The sequence below is a fragment of the Streptomyces javensis genome, assembly GCF_039525925.1.
Lineage (GTDB): Bacteria > Actinomycetota > Actinomycetes > Streptomycetales > Streptomycetaceae > Streptomyces > Streptomyces asiaticus.
In genome coordinates this window covers 1-22,090 of the sequence record NZ_BAAAIF010000007.1, presented here as the reverse complement: position 1 = coordinate 22,090, position 22,090 = coordinate 1, and the positions used below count along the sequence as shown (strand labels likewise).

18 protein-coding genes and 2 pseudogenes are annotated in these 22,090 nt (G+C 72.2%); 11 read left to right on the top strand and 9 right to left on the bottom strand.

What is annotated here, in order from left to right; translation table 11 throughout:
* Positions 1-43 precede the first annotated feature (43 nt).
* On the top strand, positions 44-1,597 hold the full coding sequence (locus ABD329_RS09140) for a nitrilase-related carbon-nitrogen hydrolase (RefSeq protein ID WP_198277665.1): 1,554 nt from the start codon (positions 44-46) through the stop codon (positions 1,595-1,597).
* A gap of 322 nt (positions 1,598-1,919) precedes the next feature.
* Positions 1,920-3,938, top strand: coding sequence for a spermine/spermidine synthase domain-containing protein (locus ABD329_RS09135; RefSeq protein WP_344316206.1), 2,019 nt, complete (start codon positions 1,920-1,922; stop codon positions 3,936-3,938).
* Between the two features lie 104 nt (positions 3,939-4,042).
* On the opposite strand, the gene ABD329_RS09130 is transcribed toward ABD329_RS09135, so the two are convergent.
* Positions 4,043-5,113 carry a hypothetical protein gene (locus tag ABD329_RS09130; RefSeq protein WP_198281593.1) on the bottom strand — a complete coding sequence of 357 codons (1,071 nt, stop codon included), beginning with the start codon at positions 5,111-5,113 and terminating at the stop codon, positions 4,043-4,045.
* A gap of 261 nt (positions 5,114-5,374) precedes the next feature.
* Positions 5,375-6,352, bottom strand: a complete 978-nt coding sequence (locus ABD329_RS09125; protein ID WP_198281592.1) for a D-2-hydroxyacid dehydrogenase family protein — start codon at positions 6,350-6,352, stop codon at positions 5,375-5,377.
* Positions 6,353-6,658: 306 nt separating this feature from the next.
* Between ABD329_RS09125 and ABD329_RS09120 the strand changes: the two genes are divergently transcribed.
* Positions 6,659-7,447, top strand: a complete 789-nt coding sequence (locus tag ABD329_RS09120) for a prephenate dehydrogenase (RefSeq protein ID WP_198281591.1) — start codon at positions 6,659-6,661, stop codon at positions 7,445-7,447.
* A 9-nt stretch (positions 7,448-7,456) separates the two neighbouring features.
* Here ABD329_RS09120 and ABD329_RS09115 read toward each other — a convergent pair whose 3' ends face one another.
* Both ABD329_RS09115 and ABD329_RS09110 read right to left on the bottom strand, forming a co-directional pair.
* Entirely contained in the window at positions 7,457-8,149 is a 693-nt protein-coding gene (locus ABD329_RS09115; protein ID WP_037959273.1) for a response regulator, read from the bottom strand.
* Complete coding sequence (locus ABD329_RS09110) at positions 8,146-9,831, bottom strand: sensor histidine kinase (RefSeq protein ID WP_344316205.1); 1,686 nt, start codon at positions 9,829-9,831, stop codon at positions 8,146-8,148. Before ABD329_RS09110 ends, ABD329_RS09115 begins: the two co-directional genes overlap by 4 nt.
* A gap of 240 nt (positions 9,832-10,071) precedes the next feature.
* On the opposite strand from ABD329_RS09110, the gene ABD329_RS09105 reads away from it, so the two are divergent.
* From ABD329_RS09105 to ABD329_RS09090, 4 genes are all read left to right on the top strand, one after another.
* Positions 10,072-10,884, top strand: a complete 813-nt coding sequence (locus tag ABD329_RS09105; protein WP_044580123.1) for an ABC transporter ATP-binding protein — start codon at positions 10,072-10,074, stop codon at positions 10,882-10,884.
* Positions 10,877-11,752, top strand: coding sequence for an ABC transporter permease (locus ABD329_RS09100; protein ID WP_086881822.1), 876 nt, complete (start codon positions 10,877-10,879; stop codon positions 11,750-11,752). The genes ABD329_RS09105 and ABD329_RS09100 overlap by 8 nt, the downstream gene beginning before the upstream one ends.
* A gap of 106 nt (positions 11,753-11,858) precedes the next feature.
* Entirely contained in the window at positions 11,859-12,890 is a 1,032-nt protein-coding gene (locus ABD329_RS09095; protein ID WP_198280333.1) for an ABC transporter substrate-binding protein, read from the top strand.
* A gap of 160 nt (positions 12,891-13,050) precedes the next feature.
* A complete protein-coding gene (locus ABD329_RS09090; protein WP_198280334.1) occupies positions 13,051-13,596 on the top strand; it encodes a calcium-binding protein in 546 nt (181 codons plus the stop codon).
* A 91-nt stretch (positions 13,597-13,687) separates the two neighbouring features.
* Here ABD329_RS09090 and ABD329_RS09085 read toward each other — a convergent pair whose 3' ends face one another.
* Together ABD329_RS09085 and ABD329_RS09080 are read right to left on the bottom strand one after the other, a co-directional pair.
* Positions 13,688-14,893, bottom strand: coding sequence for a PucR family transcriptional regulator (locus tag ABD329_RS09085; RefSeq protein ID WP_198280335.1), 1,206 nt, complete (start codon positions 14,891-14,893; stop codon positions 13,688-13,690).
* A 219-nt stretch (positions 14,894-15,112) separates the two neighbouring features.
* Positions 15,113-16,222 carry an MGDG synthase family glycosyltransferase gene (locus ABD329_RS09080; protein WP_198280336.1) on the bottom strand — a complete coding sequence of 370 codons (1,110 nt, stop codon included), beginning with the start codon at positions 16,220-16,222 and terminating at the stop codon, positions 15,113-15,115.
* Positions 16,223-16,357: 135 nt separating this feature from the next.
* Here ABD329_RS09080 and ABD329_RS09075 point away from each other — a divergent pair, with 135 nt between their 5' ends.
* From ABD329_RS09075 to ABD329_RS09065, 3 genes are read left to right on the top strand one after another with little or no spacing between them, the layout of a single operon-like run.
* A complete protein-coding gene (locus ABD329_RS09075) occupies positions 16,358-17,176 on the top strand; it encodes an SDR family NAD(P)-dependent oxidoreductase (RefSeq protein WP_344316203.1) in 819 nt (272 codons plus the stop codon).
* Positions 17,177-17,182: 6 nt separating this feature from the next.
* Complete coding sequence (locus ABD329_RS09070) at positions 17,183-18,136, top strand: DMT family transporter (protein WP_198278873.1); 954 nt, start codon at positions 17,183-17,185, stop codon at positions 18,134-18,136.
* Positions 18,133-18,867 carry a polysaccharide deacetylase family protein gene (locus ABD329_RS09065; RefSeq protein ID WP_198278872.1) on the top strand — a complete coding sequence of 245 codons (735 nt, stop codon included), beginning with the start codon at positions 18,133-18,135 and terminating at the stop codon, positions 18,865-18,867. The genes ABD329_RS09070 and ABD329_RS09065 overlap by 4 nt, the downstream gene beginning before the upstream one ends.
* 2 nt (positions 18,868-18,869) lie before the next feature.
* Here ABD329_RS09065 and ABD329_RS09060 read toward each other — a convergent pair whose 3' ends face one another.
* Complete coding sequence (locus ABD329_RS09060) at positions 18,870-20,342, bottom strand: class II fumarate hydratase (protein WP_214665178.1); 1,473 nt, start codon at positions 20,340-20,342, stop codon at positions 18,870-18,872.
* 203 nt (positions 20,343-20,545) lie between these two features.
* Positions 20,546-20,911 (bottom strand): DUF418 domain-containing protein, encoded by a 366-nt coding sequence (locus ABD329_RS09055; RefSeq protein WP_309142798.1) that lies wholly within the window; start codon positions 20,909-20,911, stop codon positions 20,546-20,548.
* A 466-nt stretch (positions 20,912-21,377) separates the two neighbouring features.
* On the opposite strand from ABD329_RS09055, the pseudogene ABD329_RS09050 reads away from it, so the two are divergent.
* A pseudogene (locus tag ABD329_RS09050) lies at positions 21,378-21,488 on the top strand (DNA-binding response regulator); the annotation flags it as partial.
* Positions 21,489-21,779: 291 nt separating this feature from the next.
* Here ABD329_RS09050 and ABD329_RS09045 read toward each other — a convergent pair.
* Positions 21,780-21,958: pseudogene (locus ABD329_RS09045) on the bottom strand (IS5/IS1182 family transposase); the annotation flags it as partial.
* Positions 21,959-22,090 lie beyond the last annotated feature (132 nt).

The window sequence follows — 22,090 nt, the reverse complement described above, 5'->3', positions numbered from 1 at the left end:
CGGGCCGGTCCGTGGGGACGCGGCCCGCGCACGGGAGTGCCCGATGACCGAACGACTCGCCCCGCCCGCTCAACGCCCCTGGCTGTGCCTGTGGGGCGGCGCCGCGGCGTCCCTGCTGTCCGTCGGCGGCCGGTTCGACGTGCCGCTGGCCGCATGGGTGGCGCCGCTGCTCCTCCTCCGCTTCCTGCGCCACACTCGCCCGCTGGTGGCCCTGCCCGCGGTGTTCGCCGTGACGGTGGCGTCGGCCGCGGTGTGGATGGCCGAACTCGCCGTGCCCATCACCTGGCTCACCCTCCTGGGCGATGTGGCCTTCGGAGTGGCCTACGGTCTGCCGTATGTGGTCGACCGGCTGCTCGGCCCGCGCGCCGGGACGCCCGGCCGGGTGCTGCTGTTCCCCGCCGCGGCCATGTCCGTGGAATTCCTCCTCGGCACGTACGGCCCGTTCGGCACCGCGTACGGCATGCGGGCCGCGTCCCAGCACGCCAACACCGCACTGCTTCAGATCACCGCGCTGACCGGGCCCTACGTCATCGCCTTCGCCATCGGGGCGGGAGCGACGGTCGGCAATCTGGTCTGGGAGCGCGGGCCGCACCGGCCCGCGCCGCGCTGGGCCGCCGCCTACGCCACGGCCCTCGCGCTGATCGTCGTCGGCGGACAGCTCCGCACGATGTCCACGGACGACACGGGAGCCGACACCGTCAAAGTGGCCGGTATCAATCCGAGCCAGGCGGCCATCGACGCCGAGACGGCGGTGCACGGCGCGTCCCGGCTCGCCGTCACCGATCCGCGCCGTGTCGACCGGGCCGATGTGCGCCGGGCCATGCGACCCCTCCTCGACGACCTCTTCCGCCAGACCGCCCGGGCGGCCGCGGCCGGTGCGCGGATCGTCGTCTGGTCGGAGAACGCCGCGCGGGTGGCCGACGAGGACCACCGCGCGTACCTGCGGCAGGCATCGGCGGCAGCCGACGCGCACAACGTCTATCTCCTGGTGGCCGACCTGACCTATCTGCCGGAGGCGCCCCACGGCAGGGACGAGACCCATCTCTTCGGCCCCGACGGCACGAAGCTGTGGGACTACGAGAAGGCCCGGCCCATCCCCGGGCTCGAGATCTACACACCAGGCGACGGCCATGTGCCCGTCGTCGACACCCCGTACGGCCGGCTGGCGAACGTCATCTGCTACGACGCCGACTTCCCGGCGGGCAATCACATCGACGCCGACATCGTCCTCGTCCCCGGCGGTGACTGGCCCGAGATGGGGCGCACCCACACCGCCATGGCCGGGCTGCGCGCGATCGAGAACGGCTATGCGCTGGTCCGGCAGGACTTCAACGGCCAGTCCAGCGCCTACGACGCCACCGGACGGCTGCTGTCCACCCAGGACACCACCACCGACCCGGGCGTCTGGTACGCCGACGTGCCCATCCACGGCTCGCGCACCCCGTACTCCCGCACGGGCGACATCGTCTCCTGGGGCGTGCTCGCGGGCACCGTGGCCACGGCGGTGGTTCTCGCCAGGCGCACCCGGCGTCGCCCCGCTCCGCCATCCGGGTCCGCCTCCTCCGCGCGGGCGTCCGCCGTTGGCCCGGGCAGGTGACGGACACCGGCCGGGCCATGACCCGAACGCCGTACGGCGGTGGCCGGGGGAGCGGACTGAACGACATGTGGCGCGACATGACCCCACCACCCCGCACGGCCGTCGCACCGCATCCCAGGGCGCGCCGCTGACCTGCGCCGACGGCCGCGACAGTGGCGCGGTGGCGCACCGTCGCGCGGACGGAGGGCGCGCGGCCGGAGCCACTTCGCGAGGCACCGGACGCCCGCCATCCGGCCGACGGCACGGGCCGTGCGGGTGCTCGACCTGCCCCGCCACGGATGACAGCGTGGCCGGCATGGAGCACAGCCCAGGACCGCAAAACGTGCGCGCGAGGCTGCTGCTGGCCAGCGCCACCATGCTCTTCGTCGAGCTGGCGCTGATCCGGTGGACCGGCGCCAATATCGTCCATCTGAGCTATTTCTCGAACTTCATCCTCTTGGGCTCGTTCCTCGGGATCGGCCTGGGATTCCTGCTGCCCGCCGACCGCGGGCAGTGGCTGACCCGCTGGACGCCCGTCCCGCTCGCCGTTCTCGTCGTCCTGGTGCGCGAGTTCCCCGTGCAGGTGCGGCAGACCAGCGGCGAGGTCATCTACTTCACCGCCGTGAAGACCACCGGTCTGCCCCAGTGGGTGACCCTGCCGGTGCTCTTCGGGCTGACCGCGCTGATCATGATGGCCATCGGCAAGATGACGGCCGATCAGTTCCGCCGACTGCCCTCGCTTGAGGCGTACCGCTTCGACCTGCTGGGCTCGCTCACCGGCTCGGTGTCCTTCGCGCTGCTGTCCTGGCTGCGCGCACCGTCGGTGGTGTGGGGGGTGATCGCCGCGGCGGCGCTGCTGACCCTCGGCGGCCGCCGCGACACCATCAGATATTCGGTGCCACTCGCGCTGATGGTGGCCATCCTGGCGCTGGAGACGGCGGCCAGCGGTATCTCCTGGTCCCCGTACTACAAGATCGAGGTCACCAGGCCGACCTCCGGCAGCCGGGACTACAAGATCTCCGCCAATGGCGTACCGCACCAGTCCATCGCCCCGCTGAAGGTGCTCAGACGCCCCGACTCCCCGTACGAGCAGCCCTACCGCGAGACCCCGCGCAACTCCCACCGCCGGGTGCTGGTCATCGGGGCGGGCAACGGCAACGACGTGGCGATGGCGCTCGCCCACGGCGCCCGGCGGGTGGACGCGGTGGAGATCGACCCCCGGTTGCAGGAGATCGGCGCGTCACTCCACCCGGCCCGGCCCTACGCCAACCCCCGGGTGCACGTGCACATCAACGACGGCCGGGCCTTCCTCGAGCGCACCAGGACCCGCTACGACCTGGTCGTCCTCGCCCTGCCGGACTCCCTGACCCTGGTGTCGGGCGCGAGCAACCTGCGCCTGGAGAGCTATCTGTTCACCCGGCAGGCGTTCGAGGCGGCACACCGCCACCTCGCCCCCGGCGGCGCGTTCGCCATGTACAACTACTACCGGCAGAACTGGCTCATCGACCGGTTCGGCTCCACGCTCACCTCCGTCTTCGGGCACGCCCCCTGCATCACCCACTACGGCGGCAAGAAGGCGGCCATCCTGGTGGCCGGTGTGACCTCCGGCGACCAGTCCTGCACCGCCTCCGCGTGGCGCCCCTCCGGCCCGGTGCCCTCGGCCGCCGGCGACGACCACCCCTTCCCGTATCTGCTGCACCGCACCATCCCCACCCTCTACATCGGGGTACTGGGCGCGATCCTGCTGGTGACGCTGGTGTCGGTGCGGCTCACCGGGGTCCGGCTGAGGCGCACCGCCCGCTACGTGGACATGTTCCTGCTCGGCGCGGCGTTCATGCTGCTGGAGACCAAGAACGTGATCGGGTTCGCCCTCTACTTCGGCACCACCTGGCTGGTCAACGCGATGGTCTTCGCTGGGGTGCTGCTCGCCGTGCTGTGCGCGGTGGAGGTCCGGCGCAGGCTGCGCCGGGTCAATCAGCTGGTGCTCCAGCTGATGCTGTTCGCCAGCCTCGCCATCGCCTGGCTGGTCCCGTCCCATGTGGTGCTGGGGCTGCCCTTCGCCCCCCGGCTGGCCGCCGCGATCGCGCTGGCCTTCGCCCCCATCTTCTGTGCCAACCTCATCTTCTCCGACCGGCTGGCGGCGACCGCCGACCCCACATCGGCGTTCGGCGCCAACCTGCTGGGCTCCCTGTTCGGCGGCACCCTGGAGTATCTGGCCCTGCTCACGGGCTATCAGGCGCTGCTGCTGGTGGTGGCGGTGCTGTACGCGGGCGCCTGTGTGGCCATGCGCTTCACCCGCCGCGGCCCCGGCGACGTCGCCACCCAGGAACCCCTCACCGTGCAGACGGCGCCCCGCCCCTGAGCGCTCCTTCCCCAGCCGCCCCCAGCCGCCCCCGGCCGCCCTCCGGCCGGGGGCGGCCGCGTGCGTGACGCGGGCCGCCGAATGCGTGGCGCGGGACGCCGCGGTCACTCGAACATGACGTAGTCCGGGCGCGGCCGCAGGGCCAGCACCTCCTCCGGGGTCATCAGCCGGCTCCCCTCGGTGTCCTCCTCGTAGAAGAGCTTGAAGCCGGTGCGCACGCCCTCGGGCTGGTTCCTGACCAGCTGTCGCCAGGTGTCGCGCTTCATCCCCGGCGAACCTATGCCGTCCGCGCTCTTGATGAGCACCACACCGGGCTGCGGGCGCAAGCCGGACTGGTCGCTGACGACGGACACGGCCACCTGGTGGAAGACGAGCGGCTTCTGCGGCAGATCGTGTTCGTCGACGATCCCGGAGAGATAGCGGGCCACATCGGTGAGCTCCTTGCCGCTGGTGTGGCCGTAGATGTCCCCCGGCACCTCACCCGGACCCATCTCCCACTCCGGGTCCAGGGCTATGCCCACATCGGGGTGGACCAGCCATTCGCGCAGCGCCTTGACCTCGCCGAGGACCGACGCCCGGCCCGGCTGGATGTTCAGCAGCAGCAGGGCGCGGTGGCGCTTGGCCGCGTCGTGGAAGCGGCGGATCGTGTCGGGGGAGGTGCGTGAGCGGTAGGTGCCGTCGGGGCCCGCGCTGCTGTTGGCGACGGTCGCGAGGAGTTCGAGCACCGGCTGCGGTTCACGGTCCGCGGCGTAGGCGCGGGCGGTCTTCTCGATCTGCCGCACCTGGTCGTCGAGGTCTCCGACACCGAGCCGGCCGAGCGCGGCGGCCCCGGGCAGCCCGCAGTAGCCCACCAGCCGGTAGCGGGACAGCTCCCGGCCGCCCCGCGGCAGCTCGGGCCGCGGTTTCGGAGTGGGGGAGGGGGAGTGCTTGGACGGGGTGGCGGACGGGGAGCGCTCCGCCTTCGTGGACCCCTGCGGGCCCGCTCCGGAGGAGCCGGCCGACTCCTCGCCGCAGCCGGCGAGCAGGCCGAGCCCGGCCGCCGCGGCCACCGAGAGCATGCCGCGCCGGGTCGGTGGCGGGGTCCCCGAACCTCCGCCGCCGTCGCCGTGCCGCAGGGCGTCCTGCCCTTCCGATACCCCGTCGTCCGTCGGCTTTCCGGATGTGCTGTGAGCCACGTTCCCTCCGTCCGCGGTGCCGGGTCGGTGGACCGGGCACCGGTCTGTTGTGCGGGCCGATGGGTTGTCCGTGCCAGGCAGCCTGTCCGGTATGACGAAGGCGAAACGGAATAGTGTCCACCGGGCGGAGGGCATGCGTCGCTTTCAGCCCGGGCAGACGAAGAGTGGCTGGGTACGGGATGTTCGAACAAGGTCGGCGAGGCCGCCGACCGGCTCCAACGCGTTCCGGAATACGCCCCCTTGGCGTTCCTCGGGGCCGGGTCAGCCGGCCGGTTCGGGCGGGCTCAGACGGCGGATCGGCGCGCCCTGAAGATAGGCGCTGATGTCCTCCACCACATCGCCGTAGAACCGCTCGTAGTTGCCCCGGGTGACATAGCCCAGATGCGGGGTGGCCAGCAGATTGGGCAGCGTACGGAACGGATCGCCCGGCGGCAGCGGCTCCCGTTCGAACACATCCACCCCCGCGCCCGCGATCCAGCCGTCCCGCAGCGCCCGCGCGAGCGCCGCCTGATCCACGATGGCGGCGCGGGAGGTGTTCACCAGGAGTGCCGTGGGACGCATCCGCCTCAGCTCCGGCGCGCCCAGCAGCCCCCGGGTGCGGTCGCCGAGCACCAGATGCACCGAGACGATGTCGCTGGTCTCCAGCAGCTCCTCCTTCGAATCCGCCGCCCGGACCCCCTCCGCCTCCGCGCGCTCGGCCGTCAGGTTCTCGCTCCAGGCGGCCACCTCCATGCCGAAGGCCCGGCCGACCCGCGCCACCTGGGCGCCGATCCTGCCAAGACCCAGCAACCCCAGACGGCGGCCGTGCAGATCGGTGCCGACGGTGCTCTGCCACGGTCCGCCGTCCCGCACCGCCGTGCTCTCCGGCACCACATGGCGGGCGAGCCCCAGGATCAGCGCCCAGGTGAGCTCGGCGGGCGGTTGCGAGCTGCTGCCCGTGCCGCACACGGTGACGCCGTGGCGGGCGGCGGCCTCCAGATCCACCGACGCATTGCGCATACCCGTGGTGACCAGCAGTTTCAGCCGTGGCAGCCGGGCGAACAGGGACCCGGGGAAGGGGGTGCGCTCCCGCATGATGACCACGATCTCGCAGTCCCCGACCGCCTCGGCCACCGCGTCCTCACCGGCGATGTGCTCATGGACCGGCACCACGTCGACCGCGTCGAGCACACCCGACCAGTCGGCCGCCGACAGCGCCACGTCCTGGTAGTCGTCGAGCACGGCGCAGCGCAACTTCATGGGACTACCTCGACTACCTCGGTTTCCTCGGACAGGTACGGTGTTTCTACCACCCATGTGATGCCACTCCGGAAACGGGGGCCTGACACGTCGTCACCGCGTTTGCGGCGCCACCCTTCCGGATGACATCGGCCGTGCGGGCATGTTGTCACAGGCGTGTGTTTTCACCGAAAGTTGGCCTCTCATGGGGTGCTGAGACATGTGTGGTTGTTTTGCGTAGTGGCACACAGGGCACCGCACACCACTGACAGCAGGCATAATCGCTGCTGCGATGGGCGCAGACGCCCAGAAAGGGGACGAAGTGAAGTGAACGCGTTGAGCGCGGACAGCAGTGTCGGTTCCACCATCGAGGTGCTGGAGGCCGAACTCCCTCAGCTCCAGAAGCAACAGGAGGCACTCAAGGGTGATTTGGAGGCCGTCACCAAGCGGCTGGAGGCGGTCAGCACCGCCCTGAGCAGTCTTCAGTCCCTCTCCACCTCCGCGGTGCCCGAGCAGGGCGGCAACGGAGCCCCGGTGGCGGTGGCGGAGCCCGTGGCCCAGCCGGCCGCGGAACCGGCCACCGAGGCCACGGCCGAGGCCGCCGCGCCGGAGTCCGCCGAGGACACGGCCGCCACCGGCCGTACCTCCGCCGCCACCCGCAAGGCGGCCATCGGCCGTCAGCGCAGCGGCGGCAAGGCGGGCAAGGCGCCGGCCACCGGACGGGGCACCAAGGCGGCGGCCAAGAAGACCGCCGCCAAGAAGACCGCCGCGAAGACCGCGGCGAAGGCTCCCAAGTCCGCCAAGGCCACGGTGAAGGCCACCAAGGCAACGTCCAAGACCGCCAAGAGCACCAAGGCCGCGGAGAAGCCGGCGGAGAAGGCCACCAAGGAGACGGCCACCACCTCCGAGCGCTCCACCGGGCTCGCCGACAGCGTGCTGACCGCGCTGCGCAAGGCCGGCCGCCCCATGCGGGCCTCCGAGGTCAACGAGGCCCTGGGCCGCGACGAGTCCCGCACCAACGTGAACTCGGTGCGCAACACCCTCGAGCGGCTGCGCTCCTCGGACCGGGCCCAGCGCTCCGGCCGTGGCCTGTACGAGGCCACGGCCACCAGCTGAGGGGTGCCGTCAGTTCACCGCCACCCATGTGTAGCGGTGTTCGGGACGGCCGGTGTCCCCGTACTTGAGCGTGAGGCTGATACGGCCCGCATGCTCGAGGTACTTCAGATAGCGCTGGGCCGTGGAGCGGCTGATGCCGGTGCGCTCCGCCACTTCATGGGCGGAGAGCGGGTGGTCGGACTGGTCCAGGACCCGGCGTATGAGGTCGACGGTGGGCGCGGAGTGGCCCTTGGGGAGGGCGGGACCGGAGGTGTCGGCGGCCGCGAAGGCGCCGAAGATCCGGTCCACCCTCTCCTGGCCGGTCTCGCCGCGCCCGCCGACGCCCTCGAGGGTGCGGCGCAGCCCCGCGTAGCCGTCCAGCTTGGCCCGCAGCCCGGCGAAGCTGAACGGCTTGACCAGGTATTGGAGTGCGCCATGGCGCATGGCGGCCTGCACGGTGGCCACATCACACGCCGCCGTCACCATGATGACGTCGGCGTGATGGCCGAGCTGGCGCATCCGGCGCACCAGCGTCAGCCCGGTCTCGTCCGGCAGGTAGTGGTCCAGCAGGACGAGGTCGACCGGGGTGCGTTCGAGGGTCGCGAGGGCCTGGGCGGCGGTATGGGCGCGGGCGGTGACCCGGTAGCCGGGCACCTGAGCCACATACGCGGCGTTGATCTCGGCGACATGGAAGTCGTCGTCCACGACGAGAACGTCGATCATCGTGACTCTCCTGCTGCGGTGAACTCATGAATGGGTGTGTCGTCCCCGGTGAGGGCCTCGGGCAGGACGACGGTGAACACCGCCCCGCCACCGGCCCGGGCGGTGACCCGGGCCATCCCTCCGTATCGCTCGGCCAGCCGCCGTACCAGGGCCAGTCCGATGCCCCGGCCGCGCGGCGACACCGTGGCGCACCCCTCGTGGGCGTCGGGGCCGTCCGGGGAGCCGGGAGGGGCGGGCCGTTTGGTGGACCAGCCCTCGGTGAAGATCTGTTCGCGCATTCCCGGCGGCACCCCAGGACCGGTGTCGCTCACCCGCAGCACGGCGGTGGTGCCCTCGGCCCTCAGCTCGACCTCGATGAACGGGGTGGGCGAGCGGTGTGCCGCCACCGCGTCCAGCGCGTTGTCGATGAGGTTGCCGAGCACGGTCACCAGATCGCGCGGATCGACCACCCGCCCCGGCAGCAGCGTGGCGGGGGAGATGCGCAGGGCGACCCCGCGCTCGGCCACGATGGCCGACTTGCCGACCAGCAGCGCCGACAGCATCGGATCGTGCACCCGTTCGGAGATCTGCTCGGCGGAGGCGCGCCGGGCGTTGGTCAGCTCGGCCACGAACTGTGCCGCCCGCTCGTGCAGTCCGAGCTCCAGCAGCCCCAGCAGGGTGTGCAGCCGGTTGGCGTGTTCGTGGTCCTGGGCGCGCAGCGCGTCCAGCAGCCCCCGGGTGCTGTCCAGCTCGCGGCCCAGCAACTCCAGTTCGGTGCGGTCCCGCAGCGTGGTCACCGCCCCGCCGTCCTTGGTGGGCATGCGGTTGGCCACCAGCACCCGGCCGCCGCTGACGGTCAGCAGATCCGCCCCGTCCACCCGGCCCGCCAGCACATCGGTGGTGCGGCCCGGGGGCAGTGACTCCTCCAGGGTGCGTCCGGTGGCGTCCGGGTGGATCCCCAGCAGCCGCCCGGCCTCGTCGTTGACCAGGCGGATCCGGCCCTGCCGGTCGAAGGCCACCACCCCTTCGCGGATGCCGTGCAGCATCGCCTCCCGCTCGTCGAGCAGCGCCGAGATGTCGGCGAACGCCACACCGTGGGTGCGGCGGCGCAGCCGGCGCGAGACGGCGATCGCCGCGAGGACGCCCACCGCGAGCGCCGCGCCGGCGTACAGCAGCAGCCGGGGCACCGCCGCCAGCAGTTGGTCGCGCACGCTGCCGTAGCCGATGCCCACCGACACCGCCCCGATGATCCGTCCGTCCCTGGCCCGCAGCGGCACCTTGGCGCGGGCCGAGCGGCCGAGCGTCCCCACGTCGATCTGGAGGACCTCCCGGCCGGACAGCGCCTCGCGCGGATCGGTGGAGACGTGTTCGCCGATCCGGGCGGTGGTGGTGTGCGACCAGCGCACCCCATGGGAGTCCATCACCACGATGTACAGCGCCCCGGTGGACCGGCGGATCCGCTCGGCCGCCCGCTGCACCGGACCCGACGGGGTGGGCTTCGTGGCGGCGAGGTCGCGGGCGATGTCCGGATCGGCCGCCGTGGTCTGGGCGATGGCGAGCGCCTGGTGCATCGCCTGGTTGTCGATCTCGGAGCTGAGGGGGGCCAGGAACAGCGCGGTGGCCAGCACCATCACCCCGGCGGTGATGGACAGCTGCGCGGCGAGCACCTGACCGGAGACACGCCGGGGCCATCGGATACGCATGATGGGCCCCCTGTCTCCCGTCTCGAGGTCCCGTGTGGTCCCGTACGCGAGCGGTAGTACTTCGTCCGTTTATGGTGCTGTGAAGGCACCGTAAAGGCGCCCGGGGCGTATGCCCAGTCTCCGTAGCGTTTTCGTTGCGCGGGCGCGAGCAAAACGAGCAGAACGCGGTTTGTGCGCGCAAGGACGCGTTGTGCACACAAGACTGCCGCTGTGGCGCGGGTCACTCCTACCCTCCCGGCCATGAGCAGCCACACCAGCCCCGCCATCGAGCTGCGGGGAACGAGCAAGGCGTTCCGGACACCGTCCGGGGCCCTCCACACCGCGGTCAGGGATCTGGACCTGACCGTAGGACACGGGGAGTTCGTCGCCGTCGTCGGGCCCACCGGCTGTGGCAAGTCCACGACCCTGACCCTGGTCAGCGGGTTGGAGGAGCCCACCGAGGGCGATGTGCTGGTGGCCGGTGAGCCGGTCCGCGGCATCGCCTCCAACGTCGGCTTCGTCTTCCAGCAGGACGCGGTGTTCCCCTGGCGCAGCGTGCTGTCGAACGTGATGGCCGGCCCGCGCTTCCGCGGTGTGCCCAAGGCGGAGGCGAAGGAGCGGGCCCGTGAGTGGCTGGCCCGGGTCGGCCTCTCCTCCTTCGAGGACCGCTATCCGCACCAGCTGTCGGGTGGCCAGCGCAAGCGCGTGGCGCTCGCCTCCACCTTCGTCAACGACCCCGAGATCCTGCTCATGGACGAGCCCTTCTCGGCGCTCGACGTCCAGACCCGCGCACTGATGTCGGACGAGCTCCTGGAGCTGTGGGCGGGGACCGGCGCGTGCGTCGTCTTCGTCACCCACGACCTGGAGGAGTCCATCGCCCTGGCCGACAAGGTCGTGGTGATGACGGCCGGACCGGCCACCGTCAAGGAGGTCTTCGAGATCGATCTGCCCCGGCCCCGCAAGGTGGAGTCGGTGCGGCTGGAGCCGCGGTTCGTGGAGATCTACCGGGAGATCTGGTCCTCGCTCGGCGAAGAGGTCCGCATCACCCGTGAGAGGGGTGCCGTCGATGCCTGAGACCATCTCCGCCACGGCCGCCCCGGCCGTCGGCAAGACACCCGGTACCGAGCGCTCCAGGGCCCGTGCACGCGCCGCGCGCAACCGCGCCATCCTCGTCCAGAGCACCCGCGCCCTGGTGCTCCTCGGCGTCATCGGGCTGTGGGAATGGCTGGCCCGCGCCTCCGTCATCGACCCGTTCAACTTCTCCATGCCGTCGAAGATCTGGGAGCAGCTCAAGCAGTGGGCGCTGCACGGCACCGCACAGGGCTCGCTCTGGGAGCAGATCTGGTACACGCTCTACGAGGCGCTCCTGGGCTGGGGCATCGGCGTCGTGGCCGGTGTGGTCCTGGGGATCGCGTTCGGCCGGATCGCCTTCCTCGCCGATGTGCTCGGCCCGTACATCAAGGTGCTCAACGCGCTGCCGCGGATCGTGCTCGCGCCCATCTTCCTCATCTGGTTCGGCCTCGGCCCGGCCTCGAAGGTGGCCTCGGCCGTCGTCCTGGTGTTCTTCCCCGTCTTCTTCAACGCCTTCCAGGGCGCCCGGGAGGTCGACCGCAACCTGGTGGCCAACTCCCGGATCCTCGGCGCGAGCAACCGCCAGGTCACCCTCCAGGTGGTGATTCCCTCCGCCACCTCATGGATCTTCACCAGCCTCCATGTCAGCTTCGGCTTCGCCCTCATCGGCGCCATCGTCGGCGAGTACATCGGCGCCACCAAGGGGCTCGGCCTGCTGGTGTCCTCCTCGCAGGGCACCTTCAACGCCGCCGGCGTGTACGCCGCCATGGTGATCCTCGCCGTGGTGGCCCTGCTCGCCGAGGGGCTGCTGACCTTCCTGGAGAAGCGGCTCTTCCGCTGGAAGCCCGCCCAGCCCGGTGAGGACCGCTGAGCCCCGCTTCCCTCCTCCCTCCTCCCTCCTCCCGGCTCCCGCTTCAGCCGCGCCTTCCTCCTCCCCGCTCCGCCCCGCTCATCACCGCTCACAAGGACGTGACCTCATGCGCAGCAGTGCCAAGTTCTCCGCGGCCGCCGTCGCCGCGGCGCTCGCTCTCACCACCCTCACCGCCTGTGGCGGCGACTCCAGCGCCTCCGGCGGCGGGGACGGCAAGGTCAAGATCATGGTGGGTGGCCTGGACAAGGTCATCTACATGCCCGCGATGCTCACCCAGCGGCTCGGCTACTTCAAGGCGGAGGGCCTCAAGGTCCAGCTGCTCACCGAGCCCGCCGGGGTCCAGGCCACCACCTCGCTGGTCGCGGGCGATGTCCAGGGCGTCGTCGGCTTCTACGACCACACCCTCGATCTCCAGGTCAAGGGCAAGCAGGTGGAGTCCGTCGTCCAGCTCGCCCAGGCCCCCGGTGAGGTCGAGGTGGTCTCCAACAAGGCGGCGGGCGAGCTGAAGTCGCCCAAGGACTTCAAGGGCAAGAAGCTCGGTGTCACCGGTCTGGGCTCCTCCACGGACTTCCTGACCAAGTACCTCGCGGTCGACAGCGGCGTCAAGACCAGCGAGTTCACCCCGGTGGCGGTCGGCGCCGGCCAGACCTTCATCTCGGCGCTCAAGCAGGGCTCCATCCAGGGCGGTATGACCACCGATCCGACGGTCGCCCAGATCGTGGACCAGAAGATCGGCAAGGTCCTGATCGACATGCGCACACCGGAGGGCTCCAAGCAGGCGCTCGGCGGCCTGTACCCGTCCTCCTCGCTCTACATGAACGCCGACTGGGTGAACGGCCACAAGGACACGGTGCAGAAGCTGGCCAACGCCTTCGTGAAGACCCTCAAGTGGATGTCCACCCACTCGGCCGAGGACATCGCCGCCAAGATGCCGAGCGACTACGCGCAGGGCGGCGCCAAGCTCTACGCGGAGGCCATCAAGAGCACCCTGCCGATGTTCACCAAGGACGGGGTGATGCCGGCGGACGGCCCGGCGACCGTCGAGCGCGTCCTCAAGGCGTTCAACCCCAACCTGAAGAACGCCACGGTGGACCTGAAGAAGACCTACACCACCGAGTTCGTCAAGAAGGCGGGCTAGGGGTGCTGTCCGGGCCGGGCCCCGGGTCCGGTTGCGCGGATTGACAGTTCCGCGCCCGTGGTGGGCGGGTGTTTTCTCCCTGGTTCACGAAGACGTGCCGGGTGGCCGGGCGGAAGGCTGTGCGGCGTCACTCCGCATCCCTTCCGAGGAGGAACACCGCATGACCCGACACGGAAGCAGACGCGTCATCGCGCTGCTGGCCTGTACCGCGGCCCTCACCGGTGCCGCCCTCAGCACCGGTGGGGCCGCTCAGGCGGCGGCCCCGGCGAAGGCGCCGACGGCGACCACCTGCACCGATCCCAAGACCGGTGTCCCGCTCACCGCCACGATCGAGGGGGACCGGAACGCCAATGCCATCTGGGGCACACCGGGCAGCGTCGTCAACGCCTTCTCCGGGGACGACTGGGTCTTCTCCGACCTGATCAGCACCTCCGCCGTGGTCTGCCTCGGCGACGGCTCGGACAACTTCAACCCCAGCGACCCGACCAATGTGTCGGTGGGGACGTACTTCGGCGTGAGCGGCCAGAACGGCAACGACAACATCACCGGGGGCACCGGCAACGACTACCTCTTCGGTGACAGCCCCGACAACGCGTCCCACTCCGGCAACGACACGCTGATCGGCGGCCCCGGCTACGACGTGGCGAACGGTGGCCCGGGGATCGACCGGTGCGACGCCGAAGTCGAGATCAACTGCGAGCTCTGAATCAACTGCGAGCTCCGAGGACGGGCGGCGGGGGGCCGCGTAGGCCGCCGGGGGATTCCCGGGCGGCCTACGTCCCGTCAGCGCACCGGCCTCATGCCGTCCAGGCGCCGGAGGCGGCCCTGGCGACCACGGTGCTCAGGATGCGTACGCCACGGGCGGATCCGGGGTCGACATCGGTGAGCCGGCGCACCCGCTGGAGACGGTAGTCCAGGGTGCGCGGATGGATGTTCAGCGCGGCGGCGGTGTTCCTGCGGTGCATGTCATGGGCGTAGTACGTCTCCAGGGTGGCGAGCAGTTCGGGGCCCCGGGCGAGGGTCCGGGCCATGCCGGACAGCCAGCTGTCGATGTCGCGGTCCTCGGCGACGGCCAGTTCGACGAAGACATCGGCCAGGGTGTGCAGGCGGTGGGGCACGGGCTGGAGCGGAGCCGCCAGGCTGACGCGCCGGGCGCGGTCGTACGCGTCGGCCAGCGCGCGCACGCGTCCCGTACTGATGCCCACCGCGCAGGGCCGCGCCACCGCCTCGCCCGCGTCGCGCACGAAGGCGAGCGCCCGGTCCCGCGCCGACCGGTCGCGGCCCGGCCGGGCCGTATCGGGGGCGCTGTCCTGGCCGGCGGGCACCAGGGCCACCAGCTCCTCCGCCCGGGGCCAGGCGATCGGCATCCGGTGGTGGGTCAGGAGGGCTTCGACGATCGCCTCGCGCCCTCCGGCGGCCGGGGCGGGGCGGCCGGGGACACGGACGACCACCACCTCGTACGACGCGGCCGGGCTCATGCCGACGGCGCGGGCCAGGCCCGGGGCCAGGGAGTCGTCGGCGAGGAGGGCCGCGGTGAGGGCGCGCACCCGGGCGACGAAAGGAAGGCGGCGCTTCTGCTCCGCCGCATGGCCGCGGGTGTAGGCGTCGATGCCGCGGGTGCCCTGCGTGGTGAACCAGACCATGACCCGCATCAGCTCATCGGTGTTCTCCGGGCCGGACGCCTCCTGGATCTCCCGGAGCATGAGGTTGGTGTGCAGACCGAGGACCCGCCGCCGGGACGCCGCGCACATCCCCGTCCTGGCCCGCGAGGCGCCCATCGACGCGATGTGGTCGAGGTCCTCCTGACCGAGGGGGGTTCCCTCGGGGGCTAAGTCCAGGGTGCGGCGTCTGAGCCAGACCGCGTAGTCCAGCGCCTCGGCTCGTCGTCGGCCGTCGTGCTCCACGAACCGGTACTCGGGGATCTCCTGTCCGTAGACCTCCACTTCGTGGCGCGCGTCGTCCAGGGTGCGCCGGGCGAGCTCGGCGAAGAGATGACTTCCCATCGGGCGGTGCCTCCGTCAGTCGTTCGGGAACTCCCGCGGGACCGCACGGGGACAACTCACGCGCGGGGGCGGTGCTCCACACGGGGTTCCCGAGGTCGGATGGGTCGGGGCCGAGCATGCCACCACTCGCCGTCGTACGGTCGGCACGGTCGGCATCGCGTGCGCGGAAATTCACCTCGCGGCCGTCCGGGCGACTCGCCTGGCGGCCGGGTCGGCGACTCACCTCGCGGCCGCCCGGGCGGCCGCGTCGGTCAGCCGGACGGCGGCGTCGTCGGCGAACAGCCCGCGGCCCGCCGCGATACGGCGCTCCCGCCACGCGGTGGGCTCGGTGAGCGCGTCGAGCAGCCGCACCAGCTCCCATGAGTCCCGCGCGTGGTCCGAGAGCCCCAGTGCCGCCATCCGCCGGACGCCCTCGCGGCCATGGCCCGGGATGGGGCGGTAACCGATCACGGGCACCCCGGTGGCCAGCGCCTCCAGCGCGGTCTGACCGGCCGCGTTGTCCACCACGGCCCGTACGGCGGCCAGCAGACCCGGCATGTCCGGCTCCCAGCCGAGGGCCGCCACCCCCGGGCGGCGCGACAGCTCGGCGCGCAGCCGTTCGTCCCGGCCGCACAGCACCACCGGCAGGTACCCCGCCCCGGACACCAGCCGCGCGGTGTCCGCCACCCGTGTGCCCGCGCCCCACGCCCCCACGGACAGCAGCACCGGTGGCCTCCCGGGCGCGAGCGCGCCCAAGTGCCGCCGCCACCGCGCCGCCCCCCGCGCCGGGCCGAAGAAGCGCGCCGCCACCACCGGCCCGGTGGCCACCGACGGACGGCCCAGCGCGCGGCGCACCGTGTCCGCGGCGTCCGGGGTGACACACAGGTGCAGATCGTTGCCCGGGTGCAGCCACTGGCGGTGTACCGCGAAATCGGTCACCACGACCGCGCTGGGCACCCCCAGGGCCCCGCGCGCCCGCAGCCTGCCGGTCAGCTGCGCGGCCAGGTGGAACACCGGGACCACGACATCCGGCCGCTCCCGCTCCACCAGCGCCAGCAGCCGGTCCTCGGCGAGCGCGGCCAGTGGGGCGCTGCCCGGCCGGGGACCCCGGCCGGGGTGGAAGAACGCCCGGTAGATGCCCTCGTACAGCACCGGGGCGCGGCGGATGGCCGTCCGATAGAACGAACGCAGCCCCGCCCCGATCCGGTGCGGCAGCAACTCCAGCACATCCACCCGACCGGCCCCCTGACCCCGGTCCTCCAGCCTGCGGACCAGCTCGGCGGCGACCGCGTCGTGTCCGGCCCCCATCCCGGCGCTGACAACGAGAAAGCGTGCCGACAGCGGGTGCATGACCACCTCCGATGGTGCGAGGCGCGGCTCCTCATGGCTCACTGGAGGTATCCGCTCCGCATGCCGTCAAACCGCGCGCTCGACGGCCGGTGACCCAGGACCAGCGGCCGGTCGGCGGCGAGACAGGGAGATGCCATGATCCGCCCCCTCCCGGACCCACCCCTGGATCGCCGCCAGGTGCGGGACACCGGGCACCCGGCGGCCGCCGGGACGAGGGTCGCGCTGGTCACCGGTGCCTCCTCGGGCATCGGGGCCGAGATCGCCGACCGGATCGCGGCCGAGGGCGGATGGCGGCTGCTGGTCAGCGGCCGCCACCGGGAACGGCTCGACCACGTGGCCGCCAGGACGTCGGCCCTCGCCCTCCCCGTCGACCTGGCGGCGCCGGAGGGCCCGGAGGCGCTCTTCAGGGACGCCCTCCGTGCCGCCGGACGGGTGGATCTGCTGGTCGCGGGGGCGGGCGTGGGCTGGGCGGGCCCCTTCGCCACCATGCCGCCCGCCGCCATCGACCAGGTGGTCCGCGTCGACCTGCTCGCCGCGATGCGCCTGGTCCGCATGGTCGTCCCCCGGATGGAGGCCGAGCGGCGCGGACACATCGTGCTGATCGGCTCGGTGGCCGGGACCGTCGGGGTGCGCGGCGAGGCGGTGTACTCCGCGGCCAAGGCCGCGCTCGGCGTCTTCGCCGACGCCCTGCGCCACGAGCTGAGCCGGGCCGGGGTGCGCGTCACCCATGTGGTCCCCGGCGTGGTGGACACCCCGTTCTTCGCCCGGCGCGGCGCCCCGTACACCCGGCGGCTGCCCCGCCCGCTGCCGCCGGAGCGGATCGCCGACGCGGTCTGGGACGCGGTCGAGCGCGGGCGGGACGAGGTGTACGTACCGGCCTGGATGCGGCTGCCGGCGGTGGTACGGGCCCTGGCTCCCCGGCTGTACCACCGGTTGGCCACACGCTTCGGGTGACCCCCGGTGAGCGCCCTGACCGTCGTACTGGCCCTGCTGTCCGCCCTGGGCAACGGCGCGGCCTCGGTACTGCAACGGCGGGCCGCGATGGACCAGGTCCGGGAGGAGCGGGGCGACGGCGGGCCGGTGCGCGGCCTGTTGCGGCTGGCACGGCTGCTGCGCCGCCCGTTCTGGCTGGCCGGTTTCGCCGCGATGGTGGTGTCGGCGGTGGCGCAGGTGGGCGCGCTGGCGGTCGGGCGGCTCTCGGTGGTCCAGCCGCTGCTGGTCAGCGAGCTGCTGTTCACCCTGGTGGTCGGCAGTCTGGTGTTCCGCCACCGCCCGGACGGCCGGACCTGGCTGTCGTTCGTGATGCTCGCCGCCGGGCTCGCGCTGTTCCTGGTGGCGGCCGACCCTTCCAGCGGCTCGCCCACGGCACGCAACGGCCGCTGGATGCCCGTGGGCGTGGTGGTGGCCATCGCCGTGGGCGCACTGATCGCGGTGGGCCGGGTGTTGCGCGGGGCCGCGCGCGCCGTCGCCCTCGGCAGCGCCACCGCCGCCTGCTTCGCCTGCACCGCGGCGCTGATCAAGGAGCTGACCGGGCGGTTCGCCGGTGGGGTGGTGGAGGTGCTCACCGACTGGCCGCTGTACGTGGTGTGCGCCGTGGGACTGCTGAGCTTCCTGCTGCTCCAGAGCACCCTGCGCGCGGGCACCCTGGCCGCCTCGCAGCCCGCGCTCACCCTCGGCGACGCCATGGTCAGCATCGCGCTGGGCTGGGTGCTGTTCGGCGAGCGCATCGAGCTGGGGCCGCGCATCGTGCCCGAAGTGGCCGGGATCCTGCTGATGGCGGCCGGCATCGTGGGCCTGACCCGCTCGCCCGCGATGTGCGGCGGCTGGGACCAGGCCGTCCCCGAGCCGCCACGGAACACCGGGACACCGCTCCCCGGCGGGCGGAGCGGCCGCGGCGGCGAGGGAACACCATGAGCGCGCGCCACCGCTCCGGTGTCCTGGTGCGCGACGCGGCGCTGCTCGCGGCGGCCGCGCACCTGGCACCCGCCGGTACCTGGCTGCCCGGGCCCCGGCGCACCCTGTTCCCCGCCCTGGCGGGCCGCGGACGGCGCGACCATGTGGCCCTCACCTTCGACGACGGACCCGATCCACGCACCACCCCGCGCTTCCTCCAGGTGCTCGACGAGCTCGGGGTCCGTGCCACCTTCTTCGTCCTGGGGGACGGTGTGACGCGCTTCCCGCACACCACGCTGGAGATCGTCCGCCGGGGCCATGAGCTCGCCGTCCACGGCTGGGCCCACAGCCGCCCTTGGCTGCCCACGGTGTCCCGGGACGCCCATGAGGTGGCCCGGGCCGCCCGCGCGATCCGGCTGGCCACCGGGGCCGTGCCGCGGTGGTACCGGCCGCCGTACGGCATCCTCACCGGCGGCCGCTGGCTGGCGGCGGTCCGGGCCGGGCTCACCCCGGTCCTCTGGTCGGCCTGGGGGCGCGACTGGACCGAGGACGCCACCCCGGGTTCGGTGGCTGCCACCGTACGGCGCGATCTGCGCGGCGGGGCCACCGTTCTGCTGCACGACACCGACCGCGCCGCGGCCACCGGCTGCTGGCGCGCCACGCTGGCCGCGCTGCCCGCGGTGGTGGCGGAGTGCCGGGCCGCGGGTCTGGAGGTGGGGCCGCTGGCCGAGCACGGGATACGACGCCGATGAGCTCAGCCGTCGCGCAGCCGGGCCATCCTCCGGGGGTCCACGATCCGGTCGAAGTCCTCGGCCCCGATGTGGCCGCTGGCGATGGCCGCCTCGCGCAGGGTCGTTCCCTCGGCGGCGGCCTTACGGGCGATCTCGGCGGCCTTGTCGTGGCCGATCCGCGGGGACAGCGCGGTGACCAGCATCAGCGAGCGGGCCAGATACTCGTCGATCCGCTCGCGGTTCAGCTCGATGCCCTCCACGCAGTACGCGCGCAGCTTCTCGCAGGCATCGGCGAGGATGCGCGCGGAGTGCAGGAAGTCGCTGATGACCAGCGGCCGTGCCGCGTTGAGCTGGAAGTTCCCCCGGGTGCCCGCGTGCGCCACGGCGGCGTCGTCGGAGAGCACCTGGGTGCACACCATCATCATGGCCTCGCACTGCGTCGGGTTGACCTTGCCGGGCATGCTGGAACTGCCGGGCTCGTTCGCGGGCAGCGTCAGCTCCCCGATCCCGCCGTGCGGGCCGGAGGCGAGCCAGCGGATATCGTCGGCGATCTTCATCAGGGGGACGGCGAGGCCGCGCAGCCCGGCGGAGGCGGCCACCATGGTGTCCACCCCGCTCTGCGCCGCGAAGGAGTTGGACGCCACCTTGAACGGATGGCCGGTGGCCACGGCGATCTCCCGGGCCACCGCAGGGCCGAAGCCCTCGGGGGCGCCCAGACCGGTGCCGACCGCCGTGCCGCCGATGGCGAGCTGGTACAGATCCGGCAGCGTGGCCCGCAGCCGCTCCAGCGCGTCGGAGAGCTGGGCGGCGTAGCCGGACCACTCCTGCCCCACGGAGAGGGGGACCGCGTCCCGCAGATGGGTGCGGCCGGTCTTGACGATCTCGTACCAGGCCCGGGACTTGGCGGCGATGGCCTCCTGGAGCAGGCTGACCTGCGGCAGCAGCGGGTCGTGCAGGACGCGCACCGCGGCGATGTGCATGGCCGTGGGGAAGGTGTCGTTGGAGGACTGCCCCAGATTGACGTGGTCGTTGGGGTGCACCGGCTCCTTGCTGCCCACGACGCCGCCGACCAGCTGGATCGCGCGATTGCTGATGACCTCGTTGACGTTCATGTTGGTCTGGGTGCCGGAACCGGCCTGCCACACATACAGCGGGAAGTGGTCGTCCAGCGCACCGGAGACCACCTCGTCGGCCACATGCGCGATCAGATCCGCCTGCCATCCGGCCAGCCGCCCCTCCCGGCCGTTGACCAGCGCGGCGGCCTTCTTCACATAGCCGTACGCGTGATAAACCGCCTTGGGCATGCGGTCGTCACCGATCGCGAAGTGGACCAGGGCCCGCTGGGTCTGGGCGCCCCAGTACCGGTCGGCCGGGACCTCGACGGTCCCCAGCGCGTCCGTCTCCCGCCGGGTGCCGGTGGCGTCGATGCGGGTGGGCAGGTCCCGCCGCACCCTCGGGGTGCCCCGGGCGCCCCGCCGCCGGTGGGGCGTGTTCATCGCGTGCTCTCCCAGACGGATGGCAGCCCATCCATACGCACACTCCGCTCACGGCTGTTGCCCTCCCCGCCAGTGTCGCTCCGCACCGGCCCGGCCGCATCCGGCACCGACGCTGCCCGCCAGGCCGGCAGCCATGACCGGCACCGGCCCGGGCCCCACCCCGGCGCGGAGGCGGTGCCCGTCCGCCGCCGAGCCTTGCCCTTTCAGGGTTGTGATCTTGGGCAGCGGTCACTTCCGGTGTACGGACTTTCCATGGGCGCCCGCCCGAGGTTCAGCGGACGCGGTTCGCCGGCTTGGTGGTGGTGTTGAGGAGGTAGGTACTCCAGCGGCCCGCGGTGGAAGAAGCGGGACCAGATCGCCGCGAACAGGGTCGCTCCGACGACGAAGCAGAACAGCAGTTCGAAGGAGGCGGACCGCAGTGGGGTCACTGCTTCGCCGGGCAGAGCGAGGATCACCAGGATGTGGCTCACGTAGAGGGTCAGGGACACGGTTCCGACGGCGATGACTGGCGCTGCCAGGCGGCGCAGCACCGGCAGCCGGTCCACGGCCACCGTCAGGCACAGGATCACGGTGATCGCGACACCCAGGCAGCCGACTAGGTCGAACGTGGAACCGCTGTGCGGCTCGGCCGCCAGCAGCCCCCAGCCGTACGGCGGCTCCTGGCTGGCGGTGCGTCTCGTGCCCGGTGCCGGCCCTGGCTCGGGGCGGGCCCCACGTGGACCGCGTACATACCGAAGACGGCCAGGCCGCGGGCCGGGGCCAGCCCGATCAGCGGGCCCACGCCGGGCGCTCCGGTCGAGGGCTTGGTGCGCTCGCGTTCAGGGGACGGCGCGTCGGCCGGGAGCGGCGGGGAGCCCGGGTGATGTGTCATGCCGTCAGGCTGGAGACCGGGCCGATCATGGAGTCTGCGGCAGATGGCTGTGATGTCCCTGCCGACTGGTGGGTGCTACCCCGCCGTGTGGCTGGAGCTGCCGCTCGCCGCGCCGCCGGGGCTCTGCGTGGCCTCAGGGTCGAGGCGGCATGGGCCGGGACGGCATGAACGAAGGTGAGGCGGAGCGCGTGATCCGGGTAGTGGTGGTCGACGACGAGGCACTGGTCCGCTCGGGCTTCCAACTCATTCTGGGCGCCGCGCCGGACATCGAGGTAGCGCGCCAACACCACCACCATGACCGACGGCCTGACCGGCGACTGCCCCCCTGCGGACACCGGCCGGCCCGAACAACAAGGAGATCGAGCGCAACGAGAACTGCCCCGGAGTTCACCAAGGCCGACGCCCCTGACGACTACGGCCGCATCGGCAACCAGGCGGGCAGCGACGCGTCACCGGTCCTCTTGGGCGACTACAAGGACCGACCCGGAAACGGGCAAGGTGGAGAAGGAGATCCCCGTCGGGACGAGTGGCAGGGGTCGCTGGACTGGCAGCAGGACTGAGCTTCTTCAGCGGTGCCGCTCCAGGGTGAGTACGGCATTGGCGAATGACGTCATGCGGTTCGGGCCGCAGCGCAGCGGGCGTGCGGGAAGATCCGCCAGGACTCGAGGCGGGCGATGCCACGCTCGGCCAGGTCGGCCAGTAAGGGGATGCCCTGGCGTTCGCAGATACGGATGATCCGGTGGGTGTGAAGAAGCTCAGTGAGCGGGGCGGGGCAGTACAGCAAGGGCTGTCCGGGCTATATCGGTCAGCGTCTCCTCGCTCGCTCCGGCTTTGCCCAGCGCTTCGATGCCGCGCAGTACGGCGAGCACCAGCGCAG

Excerpts from the sequence above, each read along its gene's own strand:
- ABD329_RS09140 (WP_198277665.1), top strand. The coding sequence starts at position 44 with ATGACCGAACGACTCGCCCCGCCCGCTCAACGCCCCTGGCTGTGCCTG.
- ABD329_RS09125 (WP_198281592.1), bottom strand. The coding sequence starts at position 6,352 with ATGAAGTTGCGCTGCGCCGTGCTCGACGACTACCAGGACGTGGCGCTG.
- ABD329_RS09115 (WP_037959273.1), bottom strand. The coding sequence starts at position 8,149 with ATGATCGACGTTCTCGTCGTGGACGACGACTTCCATGTCGCCGAGATC.
- ABD329_RS09110 (WP_344316205.1), bottom strand. The coding sequence starts at position 9,831 with ATGCGTATCCGATGGCCCCGGCGTGTCTCCGGTCAGGTGCTCGCCGCG.
- ABD329_RS09105 (WP_044580123.1), top strand. The coding sequence starts at position 10,072 with ATGAGCAGCCACACCAGCCCCGCCATCGAGCTGCGGGGAACGAGCAAG.
- ABD329_RS09100 (WP_086881822.1), top strand. The coding sequence starts at position 10,877 with ATGCCTGAGACCATCTCCGCCACGGCCGCCCCGGCCGTCGGCAAGACA.
- ABD329_RS09095 (WP_198280333.1), top strand. The coding sequence starts at position 11,859 with ATGCGCAGCAGTGCCAAGTTCTCCGCGGCCGCCGTCGCCGCGGCGCTC.
- ABD329_RS09090 (WP_198280334.1), top strand. The coding sequence starts at position 13,051 with ATGACCCGACACGGAAGCAGACGCGTCATCGCGCTGCTGGCCTGTACC.
- ABD329_RS09085 (WP_198280335.1), bottom strand. The coding sequence starts at position 14,893 with ATGGGAAGTCATCTCTTCGCCGAGCTCGCCCGGCGCACCCTGGACGAC.
- ABD329_RS09080 (WP_198280336.1), bottom strand. The coding sequence starts at position 16,222 with ATGCACCCGCTGTCGGCACGCTTTCTCGTTGTCAGCGCCGGGATGGGG.
- ABD329_RS09075 (WP_344316203.1), top strand. The coding sequence starts at position 16,358 with ATGATCCGCCCCCTCCCGGACCCACCCCTGGATCGCCGCCAGGTGCGG.
- ABD329_RS09065 (WP_198278872.1), top strand. The coding sequence starts at position 18,133 with ATGAGCGCGCGCCACCGCTCCGGTGTCCTGGTGCGCGACGCGGCGCTG.
- ABD329_RS09060 (WP_214665178.1), bottom strand. The coding sequence starts at position 20,342 with ATGAACACGCCCCACCGGCGGCGGGGCGCCCGGGGCACCCCGAGGGTG.